The sequence below is a fragment of the Halomonas sp. AOP7-B1-5 genome, assembly GCF_052353045.1.
GTDB classification, from domain to species: domain Bacteria; phylum Pseudomonadota; class Gammaproteobacteria; order Pseudomonadales; family Halomonadaceae; genus Vreelandella; species Vreelandella colorata.
In genome coordinates this window covers 32,888-45,272 of record NZ_JBQTDC010000034.1, presented here as the reverse complement: position 1 = coordinate 45,272, position 12,385 = coordinate 32,888, and the positions used below count along the sequence as shown (strand labels likewise).

Annotated in this window: 9 protein-coding genes; 3 read left to right on the top strand and 6 right to left on the bottom strand. The window is 55.5% G+C overall.

The window, feature by feature from the left end; genetic code table 11:
• Positions 1 to 185: 185 nt before the first annotated feature.
• The gene (gene pssA / locus ACT3XD_RS15320) at positions 186 to 1,043 is read right to left on the bottom strand and encodes a CDP-diacylglycerol--serine O-phosphatidyltransferase (RefSeq protein ID WP_192539867.1); all 858 of its coding nucleotides are present in this window, start codon (positions 1,041 to 1,043) and stop codon (positions 186 to 188) included.
• Positions 1,044 to 1,383: 340 nt separating this feature from the next.
• On the opposite strand from pssA, the gene ilvY reads away from it, so the two are divergent.
• Complete coding sequence (gene ilvY / locus ACT3XD_RS15315) at positions 1,384 to 2,268, top strand: HTH-type transcriptional activator IlvY (protein WP_192539868.1); 885 nt, start codon at positions 1,384 to 1,386, stop codon at positions 2,266 to 2,268.
• A gap of 71 nt (positions 2,269 to 2,339) precedes the next feature.
• On the opposite strand, the gene ilvN is transcribed toward ilvY, so the two are convergent.
• From ilvN to rluD, 5 genes are all read right to left on the bottom strand, one after another.
• Complete coding sequence (ilvN, locus tag ACT3XD_RS15310; protein WP_018918924.1) at positions 2,340 to 2,831, bottom strand: acetolactate synthase small subunit; 492 nt, start codon at positions 2,829 to 2,831, stop codon at positions 2,340 to 2,342.
• Positions 2,831 to 4,555 carry an acetolactate synthase 3 large subunit gene (locus ACT3XD_RS15305; protein WP_192539869.1) on the bottom strand — a complete coding sequence of 575 codons (1,725 nt, stop codon included), beginning with the start codon at positions 4,553 to 4,555 and terminating at the stop codon, positions 2,831 to 2,833. Before ACT3XD_RS15305 ends, ilvN begins: the two co-directional genes overlap by 1 nt.
• Before the next feature lie 454 nt (positions 4,556 to 5,009).
• The gene (gene clpB / locus ACT3XD_RS15300) at positions 5,010 to 7,607 is read right to left on the bottom strand and encodes an ATP-dependent chaperone ClpB (protein ID WP_444280605.1); all 2,598 of its coding nucleotides are present in this window, start codon (positions 7,605 to 7,607) and stop codon (positions 5,010 to 5,012) included.
• Between the two features lie 142 nt (positions 7,608 to 7,749).
• Positions 7,750 to 8,508: a peptidoglycan editing factor PgeF gene (gene pgeF, locus ACT3XD_RS15295; protein WP_192539814.1), complete on the bottom strand. Its 759-nt coding sequence runs from the start codon at positions 8,506 to 8,508 to the stop codon at positions 7,750 to 7,752.
• On the bottom strand, positions 8,505 to 9,464 hold the full coding sequence (gene rluD, locus ACT3XD_RS15290; protein WP_192539813.1) for a 23S rRNA pseudouridine(1911/1915/1917) synthase RluD: 960 nt from the start codon (positions 9,462 to 9,464) through the stop codon (positions 8,505 to 8,507). The genes pgeF and rluD overlap by 4 nt, the downstream gene beginning before the upstream one ends.
• Positions 9,465 to 9,612: 148 nt before the next feature.
• Here rluD and ACT3XD_RS15285 point away from each other — a divergent pair, with 148 nt between their 5' ends.
• Together ACT3XD_RS15285 and ACT3XD_RS15280 are read left to right on the top strand one after the other, a co-directional pair.
• On the top strand, positions 9,613 to 10,422 hold the full coding sequence (locus ACT3XD_RS15285) for an outer membrane protein assembly factor BamD (RefSeq protein WP_192539812.1): 810 nt from the start codon (positions 9,613 to 9,615) through the stop codon (positions 10,420 to 10,422).
• Between the two features lie 201 nt (positions 10,423 to 10,623).
• Complete coding sequence (locus ACT3XD_RS15280; protein ID WP_192539811.1) at positions 10,624 to 12,327, top strand: methyl-accepting chemotaxis protein; 1,704 nt, start codon at positions 10,624 to 10,626, stop codon at positions 12,325 to 12,327.
• The last annotated feature ends 58 nt before the right edge of the window (positions 12,328 to 12,385 follow it).

Here is a 12,385-nt window from a genome sequence, read left to right as displayed (position 1 = left end):
CGTTTGTCAACCGCTGTTTTTAGCGGGTGAAGTGAGCGGCGTAAATCTCGCTAACCTCCTGACAAACCAAAGGTTTTCACCTTCATTCACCGCTGGTAACGCTTGGCGTCCCCGGCAGCGGATGCGTACTTTACGGATTCGCTGCCGGATTGGCAAGGGCTTTTTTCAAAAGACGTAAAAAACTTTCAGCTTTTCGGTTTGGCCTTGCGCATAACCGCATAAACCGGGCCTGAGAGCACATAGGCACCAAACAGTAGAAGCAACATCACAGAAGGCTCAACCGAGATCATGACAAACCCGAGCACAACGGCCAGCAGTACCACGAAGGGCACAGGCTTTTTAAAGTCGAGATCCTTGAAGCTGTAGTAGCGAATATTGCTGACCATCAGAATGCCAGCGGCGGCCACTACTACCAACATCAGCAGTTTGAAACCAAACGCATCGGCGTCAAAGCTATGGAAGGTCCAAACGCTCGCGGCTACTAGCGCTGCCGCTGATGGACTGGGCAGGCCGATGAACCACTTCTTATCGACACTGCCAATTTGCACATTAAAGCGCGCCAAGCGAAGTGCCGCACAAGCCACATACAAAAACGCGACTACCCAGCCAGTTTTACCGATATCCTGCAAAATCCAGGTGAAGGCTACTAATGCCGGTGCCATACCAAACGAGATCATATCGGCAAGGCTGTCGTATTCGGCGCCAAAAGCACTTTGGGTGTTGGTCATGCGCGCAACGCGCCCATCCAGCCCATCCAGCACCATGGCGATAAAAATAGCGACGGCGGCAGACGTAAATTCACCGTTAATCCCGGCCACAACGGCAAAAAAACCTGAAAATAGCGCCGAGGTGGTAAACAGATTAGGCAGCAGGTAAATCCCTTTACGCCGAATCTTCTTCCCATCTTCCAGGGCCTCTTCGACGACTTCTGTATCACGTAAGAAAGCGGCAGCAAGATCCTCATTACCGACCGTATGATGATCGTCTTGGGTTTCCGGCAAGGCAGTCGAAGCTTGCTCTTGATCGCGAGCGTCCTGAGTCATAGATGTCATCCGTTTAATATAGAGTCACAAATAGTGAACACTTTCATTCTACACGGTGAGTATTGCTCAGCCAGTCAATTGCATCAGGAAGCGTAAATTGAATAACGCTTACAGCGCACAAACAAAACGGGGCGCGCCAAAGCGCACCCCGTCAAGCTACAAAGATGGTTTTATCATTATCGAGTTGAATCGTTGTCAAAGCGTGTCAGCACTGATGGCCACCTGCACCGTCTTGTGCAGCGCTAGGTAAAGCGTAAAGCCACTTTACGCCAGTCGCCACCTTGCGTAAAACGCCATATTTGCAATACACTATTTCATCATTTGAAATAACGGCACTTGTATGGATTTTCGGCTACTTAGACATTTTGTAGTGCTTTCCGACACGCTGCACTTTGGCCGCGCCAGCGAGCTTTGCCACGTCAGCCCTTCGACTCTAAGTCGTTCGATTCAGCAACTGGAAAGTGAACTTTCCACGCTGTTGTTCGAACGCGACAACCGTCACGTCACGCTGACTGCACATGGCCTGGACTTTCAGCATTATGCCCGTGAGACGCTGGAACAGTGGGAGATGACTAAACGCCGCCTGGCTAATACCGCGCAGCTTAGCGGCGAGATCAGCATCTACTGCTCGGTAACGGCAAGCTATAGCTTCCTTTACGAGCTGTTAAGCGATGTGCGTACTCGCCACCCCGGTATCGAACTGAAACTGCATACCGGCGATCCAGCCGACGCCATGCAAAGAGTGATGGAGGGCGACGATGACATGGCCATCACGCCGCGCCCACGCATTCCTCCCAACGCTCTGGCGTTCAAATCGCTCACCCGCTCGCCGCTGGTGTTCATCGCCCCCACGGCGCCCTGCGAATGGCTACCTGCCGCTCCCGAAAGCTCGACCGCCGAACAGTGGCAACAGGTGCCCATGATTCTTTCTGAAGCAGGGCTATCGCGGGAACATGCCAACACCTGGTTCAAGGCGATGGGCGTAAGCCCACGCATCTACGCCCAGGTGGCAGGGCATGAGGCTATTGTAAGCATGGTGGGGTTGAGCTTTGGCGTGGGCGTAGTACCCAAAATCGTGTTGGATAACAGCCCGCTCGCCAATCGGGTCAGAGTATTGAGCGTGAAGCCCGAACTCCCTCACTACGATGTCGGTCTGTGCGTTCTCAACCGGCGTTTGAAAAACCCGATTATCGACGCGCTGTGGGCCGCGATTAGTGAGCGTTGATAACTAAAAAAGCACCGTCTTTAATAAGACGGTGCCTTAAGGTCTAACCAGCAGTAACGCTACTCAATGCTTTAAAGCGAAAGCACCTTGTCGCCGCGTGCAATACCGGAAACCCCGGTACGCGCTACTTCAAGAATACCCACGGGCGCCATGGCCTGCAGGAAAGCATCCAGCTTGGCAGCGTCGCCGGTAATCTGAACGGTATAAAGGCTCGGCGTCACGTCGACGATCTGCGCACGGAAGATATCCACGGTGCGTTTTACTTCATCGCGGGCAGCACCCAGTGCCTTGACCTTCACCAGCATCAGCTCACGCTCAATGTGGTTGCCTTCAGTCAGATCGACAAGCTTCACTACATCGATCAGCTTATTAAGATGCTTGGTGATCTGTTCGATCACTCGGTCATCCCCTACCGTGGTTACCGTCAACCGCGAAAGAGAAGGGTCTTCGGTCGGCGCTACGTTAAGCGTTTCAATGTTGAAATTGCGCTGAGAAAACAGGCCGACCACACGTGACAGCGCACCCGGTTCGTTTTCCAACAGAATCGAGATGATATGTCGCATCAGGTACGCTCCGTTTTAGACAGCAGCATGTCGCGCATGGAGCCTAACGGCACCTGCATCGGATAGACGTGCTCAAAAGGGTCCACCTTCACGTCAAGAAATACCAGTTCGTGCTTGTTGGCAAACGCACGCTCAAGCGCCGGTTCAAGCTCATCCTGGGTAGTGACGGTAATCGCGGTAAACCCGTAAGCCTCAATCAACATATGGAAGTCAGGCAGCGACTCCATATAAGAGTGCGCATGGCGTGACTTGTAGTTCAAGTCCTGCCACTGGCGCACCATGCCTAGCGAGGCATTGTTCAGATTGAGGATTTTAACGCCCACGCCGTACTGCTTACAGGTGGAGAGTTCCTGCATCATCATCTGGAAACTGCCTTCACCGGTTACGCAGACTACGTCGTCATCCGGGAAGTTTTGCTTGATCCCCATCGCTGCCGGGAAACCAAAGCCCATGGTGCCAAGACCGCCTGAGGTGATCAGCCGGTTAGGCTTCTCAAACTTGTAATACTGAGCCGCGAACATCTGGTGCTGGCCCACATCGGTCGTCACGTAAGCCTCTCCACGCGTCACCCGGCATAAGGCTTCAACCACTTCTTGAGATTTTAACATCTCACCCGGTTTGGACGGCTCATAAAGCTTGCCATGGCGTTCAGTGCGCCAGCCATCGATCTTCTCCCACCACTCAGCAAGCGCTTCGGGGTGCGCAATAGGATGGCCCTGAACCAGGCTGATCATCTCATTGATAACACTGTCGGCAGGCCCGACGATCGGCACATCGGCACGCACGGTTTTGGAGATCGAGCTGGGATCAACGTCGACATGAATAATTTTCGCCGTGGGGCAAAACTTCGACGTGTTGTTGGTGACCCGGTCATCAAAGCGGGCGCCGATGGCGACAATCAGATCAGCGTGGTGCATGGCCATGTTGGACTCATAAGAGCCATGCATGCCTAGCCAGCCAAGGCTTTGACGATCGCTTTGCGGATACGCGCCAATGCCCATCAGCGTGGTGGTAATCGGGAAGCCCAGCCGTTTAACCAGATCCGTTAAACCTTCGCTGGCCTTGCCGGTCACCACACCACCACCGGTATAAAATACCGGGCGCTTGGCTTTGAGCATTAACTCAACAGCCTTTTTGATCTGCCCGGTATGGCCACGTGTCACCGGGTTATACGAGCGCAGCTTGACCTTTTTCGGGTAGACGTACTCATAGCGCTCGGTGGGCGCAGTCATATCCTTGGGAATATCCACCACCACCGGACCAGGGCGTCCCGTCGAGGCAAGGTAAAACGCCTTTTTAAGCACTTCCGGGATTTCAGACGGGTGGCGAATCGAGAAGCTATGCTTCACGATCGGCCGAGTGACGCCCACGATATCGGTTTCCTGGAAGGCATCTTCACCGATCAGATGGCTCGCTACCTGACCACACAGCACCACCATGGGAATCGAATCCATGTAGGCGGTGGCAATACCGGTAACGGCATTCGTAGCGCCGGGTCCGGAGGTAACCAGCACTACGCCGGGTTTACCCGAAGCACGGGCGTAACCGTCGGCTGCGTGAGTGGCAGCCTGCTCGTGACGCACAAGAATGTGCTTCACGCTGTCTTGGCGGAACAGCGCATCATAAATATGCAGCGCCGCACCGCCGGGATAACCATAAATGTACTCAACGCCCTCATCTTTCAAGAAGCGGGCGATCATATCTGCGCCGGAAAGCAGTTCCACTGTATTTCTCCCCTAGAGGTCTCGAGTGCGATCCGCAGGACATCCTGCAGTGTCGAGTGCGGCGGTATGCCGCTGCCGGCCCATGCCGGCACCTGATGCCAAACCCTGGCATACGGCCCGGTTAGGGCCTGCACTCTCTGAGAGCACCGATTTATGACGATATAAATCAGCCACTCCCTTATCACGGCGGATTGCCGCGTCGGGGCGTTGGCCAGGTCGAGCGGTTGGCTCAAACCCGGAAGTCCTTCGGCGGGTAAAGGCGTTAGCCTACCCTTCGCGCGGGAAAAAGGGGTTACCCGTCAGGTCCGCGCCCGCAAATCAGGAACTGATAAGATTCCATTAGCCTTCTAGCATGTCAACCATCAATGCCCGATGAATGTGCAAAGAAGCGATTTGAGATAAAAAAGCCCCGTCGGCAAAGCCTAACGGGGCATATGGTTATAACCAGGGCTGTTTAGATATTGAACGCAAGCTTGCCTTCAACAGCGCTCACCCGGATGGTATCTCCCGGTGAGAATTTGCCGGCCAGCAGATCTTGCGCCAGCGGGTTTTCAAGCCGGCTTTGAATAGCGCGTTTAAGTGGCCGCGCGCCATACACGGGGTCAAACCCCACCACGGCCAGCTGTGCCATGGCGTCATCGCTTACCTCAAGGCCTAAATCGTGCTCAGCCAAACGGGCTCGCAAGCGCTCCAACTGAATACCCGCAATTGCCTGGATTTGCTCTTGGCCCAAAGCATGGAAGACCACCACTTCGTCAATGCGGTTGATCAGCTCGGGGCGGAAGTGATTACCCACCACCTCCATGACCATGTTTTTCATGTTTTCATAGTCATTGTCTTTATCAGCACTGACGTCACCACCCATGCGCTGAATGATGTCCGAGCCCATGTTGGAGGTCATCACGATCACGGTATTGCGGAAATCCACCGTGCGCCCCTGACCATCGGTTAACCGGCCATCTTCCAATACCTGAAGCAAGATATTGAAAACATCCGGATGGGCTTTTTCCACCTCATCCAGCAAGAGCACGGAGTAAGGCTTACGGCGCACCGCCTCGGTCAAGTAGCCGCCCTCTTCGTAACCTACATAGCCAGGAGGCGCACCGATCAGACGGGCCACGGAGTGCTTCTCCATGAATTCCGACATATCGATACGCACCATGGCCTCCTCGGTGTCGAACAGGAAATTGGCCAATGACTTACATAGCTCGGTTTTACCAACCCCGGTGGGGCCCAAGAACAGGAACGAACCGTTAGGCCGGTTGGGATCGGACAAGCCCGCCCGAGAGCGGCGCACGGCGTTGGCCACCGCTTCAACCGCTTCATTTTGGCCGATCACCCGTTCATGCAGGGCGTCTTCCATCCGCAGTAATTTATCGCGCTCGCCTTCGAGCATCTTGGAAACCGGAATCCCGGTCCAGCGCGAAACAACCTCGGCGATCTCCTCTTCAGTGACGTTGGAGCGCAGCAGCTGGTGGCTTGCGGTATCCGCTTCGCCTTCACCGCTTTCGGCAATTTTCTTTTCCAGCTCGGGAATTTTGCCGTACTGGATTTCCGACATACGCCCTAAATCGCCCTGCCGACGGGCCTGCTCCAGATCAAGACGCGCCTGTTCCAAATCAGCTTTGAACTGCGCTGAGCCCTGGATGCTGGCTTTTTCGGCCTTCCAGATTTCATCCAGGTCGGCGTATTCACGCTCGAACTCATGAATCTGATTGTTGAGCGCTTCCAAGCGCTTCTTGGTGGCTTCGTCGGTTTCCTTCTTAAGCGCCTCGCGCTCCATCTTGAGCTGGATTAAACGCCGATCCAGGCGGTCCATCGCTTCGGGCTTGGAATCAAGCTCCATACGAATCCGCGAGGCGGCCTCATCAATCAGGTCGATGGCCTTATCGGGCAACTGCCGGTCGGTGATATAGCGAGTAGACAGCTTCGCCGCGGCAATAATCGCCGAGTCAGTGATATCCACACCGTGGTGCACTTCATAGCGCTCTTTTAAGCCACGCAGAATTGCCACGGTATCTTCTTCTGTCGGTTCATCGACCAACACTTTCTGGAAACGACGCTCAAGAGCCGCATCTTTTTCGATATATTTGCGATACTCATCCAGCGTAGTGGCGCCGACGCAGTGGAGCTCGCCGCGGGCAAGCGCGGGTTTGAGCATATTGCCCGCGTCCATGGCGCCTTCCGCCTTACCGGCCCCCACCATGGTGTGCAGCTCATCGATAAACAGAATGACCCGGCCTTCTTCCTGAGAAAGCTCTTTAAGCACCGCTTTCAGGCGCTCCTCGAACTCACCGCGGAACTTGGCGCCCGCCAGCAGTGACCCCATATCCAACGACAGCACCCGTTTGCCTTTTAAGCCTTCGGGCACTTCGCCGTTGACGATACGCTGTGCCAAGCCCTCAACAATGGCGGTTTTACCCACCCCAGGCTCGCCAATCAAGACAGGGTTATTTTTGGTGCGCCGCTGAAGCACCTGGATAGTGCGGCGAATCTCTTCGTCACGGCCAATCACCGGATCGAGTTTGCCGTCCAGGGCCCGCTGGGTAAGATCAAGGGTGTACTTATTGAGCGCCTCACGCTGATCTTCCGCATTCGGGTCATCGACACTGGCGCCGCCGCGCAGGCTATTAATCGCCGCTTCGAGTGACTTGCGGCTAAGCCCCGCGTCTTTCATCAGTTTGGTAAGCGGGCCGTTCATTTCTAACCCGGCCAGCAGCACCAGTTCACTGGCAATGAACTGATCGCCGCGCTTTTGCGCTTCACGGTCGGTTAGATTGAATAGCTTGATAAAATCCCGCGAGGGCTGCACTTCACCATCGAACTGGCCCACCTTGGGCAAGTTATCCAACTGCTGCACTAACCCATCGCGCAGGCGCGAGCTTGAGCCCTCGGCCTTTTCGATCAGCGCTTTAATGCCCGTGTCTTTGGTATCCAGCAGAGCGAGGAGAAGATGAGAGGGATCTAGTTGATTATGACCGCGACCCACGGCCAGTGATTGCGCTTCGGCAATGGCAGCCTGAAGCTTGGCAGTAAACTTATCAAAACGCATAGCGAGCCTCCTGGGGTAGCCCTGCGTTCGGACGCACGGCGTGGCCCAATAACATGTCGGTTAACGTGCTAATCACTATTAGCTTGACAAGTTAAATGGCGTCATTTCTGGCGTTTTCAAGAGCAGATAATACTCAGCAAGTTTATTTGTTGATCCAGATCACGCTCGCCATGCGCCCCGTGGTACCGCCATCACGCCGGTAGGAGTAAAAGCGCGACTCACACGCCGTGCAGAAGTGCCCGCCGCTAATATGCTCGATCCCGAGCGCCTCCAGGCGAAACCGCGCCAGCCGATACAAGTCGGCCATATAGTGGCCCATCCGGTAAGGGCTATGGTCAAACGCCTCTGCGGTTTCAGGGTGAACAGCCACAAACGCGCCGTACACTTCTGGCCCCACTTCAAACTGGGCATTGGAAATCGCTGGCCCCAGCCAAACAAGAATATCGCCGGGCTCGGTATTCATGGCCGCAACCGTGGCTTCCAAAACGCCCCCCGCCAGGCCTCGCCAACCGGCGTGAGCCACCGCCACCTGGGTTCCGGCACGATTGCAGAACATGACCGGCAGGCAGTCCGCTGTGAGTACCACGCAAGCATACTCATCGGAGGTGGCAACGGCCGCATCCGCCTCTGGCGTATCGGCCTGATAACCCTGCTGCACACGTGCGCCGTGGGTCTGATTCAGCCATAACAACGGGCGCTCGTCGCCTATCTCTTTTTGCATCAGCCGTCGGCAAAGAGCGACATGTTCAGCATTATCGCCAACGTGGGCGGCCGTATTAAACGCCGCAAAATCATTCTGGCTGGGGCCTGTTTCCCGCGTGGTAACAAAGGCCCGCACGCTTGCGGGCGCAGGCCAGTCAGGAATCAGCAGTGTGGGGCGTAAATCGATGGCATCACTCATCGCATGGTCTCATTGTCTTCGCGCAGGTAGTCCAACAACATTAGTAGATCATCGGGCAGGTCGGCATGAAAAGTGAGCGTTTCACCACTGACCGGATGCACAAAGCTTAACTTGCGAGCATGCAGCGCCTGGCGAGGGAATTCCCGCAGGATTTCCTTGAGCGGCCCGGCCGCACCTGGCGGCAGTCTGGCGCGGCCACTGTAAAGCGGGTCGCCAATCAACGGGTAACGGGCGTGGGCCATATGCACGCGAATCTGGTGCGTACGCCCGGTTTCCAGCTGGCAGCGCACATGGGTATGGGCGCGAAACCGCTCGACCACGCGAAAGTGAGTCACGGCAGGCTTGCCCGAGTTAGTGACCGCCTGACGTTTGCGATCTTTCGGATGCCGACCAATAGGTGCATCGATGGTACTGCCTGCCACAGGCTTACCAATCACCACCGCGTCGTACTGGCGCGATACGCTACGTGCCTGAAGCTGTTCGACCAGCACGGTTTGCGCCTGAATGGTTTTAGCCACCATCATCAAGCCAGTGGTGTCTTTATCCAGACGGTGAACAATCCCGGCGCGCGGCACCTCGGCAAGCGTAGATTGATGGTAAAGCAGCGCGTTGAGCAAGGTGCCGTCCGGGTTACCGGCCGCGGGATGCACGACCATATTGGCAGGCTTGTTGATAACCATCACCGCATCATCTTCATAGACAATATCCAGCGGTATATCCTGGGCTTCAAAGCGCCGATCTTCTTCGATGGTCGCTTTCAACAACAGCACTTCATGGCCGTGCAGCTTCGCTTTCGGTTTGGTTTGTACGCCGTCCACGGTCAGCTCACCCGCGTTGATCCATGCTTTTAATCGCTCGCGAGAGTAATCACTGAACAACTCCGCCGCCGCTTGGTCAAAACGCGCACCTGCGAGCGTCGCAGGTACACGTTGCATGGCTTCAACTATCCGGGGCATGACGTTACTTCCTTTAACAACACCCGACAATACGCTGCTAAGCCTGCGTTTTGCGTCGAGGTGATTTATAGTGGGCTTACTGTGACCTATTCTATCATGGCCATCGTCGCTTTTCGGTGATTGAGGCTTGTTTGCAACGAGGATGATGATGCGCGTTTTTTCTGCTGCCAACCGCTTTGGTGCCCTAGCTTTAAGCCTTGCCCTTCTGGCAGGCTGCGCCAGTAACGATACAACACCTGATGAAGAGCAAGATGAATTTGCCGGGGTGCAAGAGCGCGAGCTTTACGAACTGGCGCGCACGGCGCTGGATAGCAACCGTTACCCAATTGCGATCGAGCGGCTTGAAGCACTGGATACCCGCTATCCTTTCGGCCCTCATGCCGAGCAAGCGCAGCTAGAGCTGGTCTACGCCTACTATGAAAACAGCGACTGGGAAGAAGCCCGGGCGGCGGCAAGCCGTTTCATTCGCCTGCATCCTGACCACCCCCAAGCGGATTATGCTTACTACCTGCGCGGGCTTTCTGCCTGGCAGGCCGGCCGCTTCAGCCTGGAACGCTTACGCCTGATCGATATTTCCAAACGTGACTTGGGCGCCTCACGTGATGCGTACAACGATTTCCGCGAGCTGATCCAGCGCTTCCCGCAAAGCGAATACGCGCCGGATGCTCAGCAGCGCATCGTCTATTTGCGCGAGCTACTAGCCAACCATGAGCTGCATGTGGCTGACTACTACCTGCGGCGTGGCGCCTATCTGGCAGCGGTGGAACGTGGCCGCTGGGTGGTTGAGCATTACCCTGAGTCCAACGCCACCCGCGATGCACTGGCCACCATGGTTGAAGGCTACCAAGGCCTGGGCATGAACGACCGGGCTGGCGAAGTATTTGCCGTACTGCGCGAAAATGCGCCTGACCACGAGCAGCTTCAGGGCGGCCGCTTTGTACCCAAACATCTTGACTGACACCTTCAGCACGGCTTGAGCAACGCTCATCCCTGTCTAATAGCCCTGTCATTCTGAATAAAACCACGCTTCGGCGTGGTTTTTTGTTTATAGCCAGTTCCGAACCAATAATTAATCAATAGTTGTACAAAAAACAAATAGCGTACTAGTATCCTCACACCCCGAATAAAAAGCGTCCTCCCAGCATTCAAGGAACTGATCATGCTCACGTCAAACGCCCGTTTTGCAGGCGCCAAGATAAGTACGCGTCTAATACTGGCCTTTTCCACCATACTGGCACTGCTGATAGCACTGACGACTATCGGTATCTATCAGGTCAATCAGATCAATCATGGGCTTACCGCCATCAATGATATCAATGGCACCAAGCAGCGATTTGCCGTGGATATGCGCGGCAGCGTGCATGATCGCGCCATTGCCCTACGCGATATTGTCATGACGACGGACAATGGCCGCCAAAGTGCCTTACGCGCCGAGATACAAAGCCTGCAAAATGATTACCAAACCGCCACAGCTGGCATGCAGCAGGTCATCAACCAATACTCGACCACGCCCGAGCAGGTGAGTCTGCTTGATACGATTGAACGCCAGGCCGTGATTACCCGCAGCCTGACCCAGCAGGTCATTGACGCCCACGATGAAGGCGCTGATGAGGCCGAACGAACGCTAATGCTTGACCAGGCAGGGCCTGCCTATAGCGAGTGGTTAAATCGTATCAATCAGTTTATCGACATCCAGACTCGACTCAACGATGTCAGCACGTCAGAGGCACGTGCAACCGCGTCGGGCTTTCAAATGCTGATGCTGGGTTTGACGCTGTTTGCGCTGCTGGTGGGTGGCTTGATTGCAATGTTTCTCTCCCGTCAATTGCTGCGCGAGCTGGGCGCCGAGCCGCATGAAGTCAAAGCCTTTGCCGACGCTATCGGACGGGGTGAGCTAACCACCAAAGGGCAGCTCAAAAAAGGCGACACGCGCAGCATCATGGCTTCTCAGGTGGCCATGGCCCAGCAGCTACAAACCATTGTTACCCAGGTGCGCGCTTCGGCGGAAGCAGTGGCATCCAATAGCGAACAGATCGCGGAAGGCAACAACGACCTATCATCACGCACCGAACAGCAGGCTAGCGCCCTTGCCGAAACGGCTTCCGCCATGGAGCAGCTCAACAGCACGGTAAAACTCAACGCGGAAAATTCCGAACAGGCAAGCCAGGAAGCGCAAAGCGCTTCACAGCTCGCTACCAAAGGCGGTGATGCGGTACATCAGGTAGTGGATACCATGAACGAGCTGAACCAGAGCTCTCAGGAAATCGCCGGCATTACCTCGACCATTGATTCTATCGCCTTCCAGACCAACATTCTGGCGCTCAATGCCTCCGTTGAGGCGGCCCGAGCAGGCGAGCATGGCCGAGGCTTCGCCGTGGTAGCCGAAGAGGTACGCAACCTTGCCCAGCGCAGCGCGGAGGCCGCTCGCGAAATCAATCAACTGATCGCCAGCAATCTAGACCGCGTCAAGCACGGCAACCAGCGCGCCGAAGAAGCAAGCAAATCTACAGAAGAGATCGTGGCGGCGATTGATCGCGTGACCACCATCATGCAGGAGATCAGTAACGCAAGCGCCGAACAGAGCGCCGGCGTACAGGAAGTCGGCCAGGCCGTTACCGAGATGGATCAAGTGACCCAGCAGAACGCAGCGTTGGTGGATCAAAGCGCCAAGTCCGCCTCCAACCTGCGCCAGAACGCCCGCCAGCTGCTGCAAATGATGGAAGCGTTTAAACTTCCTAAAGCTGCACCCAAAACGACTCAACCGGCTACTCAACACCTAGCGCCAGCTGCGCCACCTGTAGTACGCCAGCCAGCCCTGAGCTCTGCCCAGCGCCAACCAGAACCTGAATGGGAAAGCTTCTAACCCCCTATCACTACCCGCCATAATATAAAAAGGCTCCTGCTATAAAGAATGACGCAGG

Excerpts from the sequence above, each read along its gene's own strand:
- pssA (WP_192539867.1), bottom strand. The coding sequence starts at position 1,043 with ATGACTCAGGACGCTCGCGATCAAGAGCAAGCTTCGACTGCCTTGCCG.
- ilvY (WP_192539868.1), top strand. The coding sequence starts at position 1,384 with ATGGATTTTCGGCTACTTAGACATTTTGTAGTGCTTTCCGACACGCTG.
- ilvN (WP_018918924.1), bottom strand. The coding sequence starts at position 2,831 with ATGCGACATATCATCTCGATTCTGTTGGAAAACGAACCGGGTGCGCTG.
- clpB (WP_444280605.1), bottom strand. The coding sequence starts at position 7,607 with ATGCGTTTTGATAAGTTTACTGCCAAGCTTCAGGCTGCCATTGCCGAA.
- pgeF (WP_192539814.1), bottom strand. The coding sequence starts at position 8,508 with ATGAGTGATGCCATCGATTTACGCCCCACACTGCTGATTCCTGACTGG.
- rluD (WP_192539813.1), bottom strand. The coding sequence starts at position 9,464 with ATGCCCCGGATAGTTGAAGCCATGCAACGTGTACCTGCGACGCTCGCA.
- ACT3XD_RS15285 (WP_192539812.1), top strand. The coding sequence starts at position 9,613 with ATGCGCGTTTTTTCTGCTGCCAACCGCTTTGGTGCCCTAGCTTTAAGC.
- ACT3XD_RS15280 (WP_192539811.1), top strand. The coding sequence starts at position 10,624 with ATGCTCACGTCAAACGCCCGTTTTGCAGGCGCCAAGATAAGTACGCGT.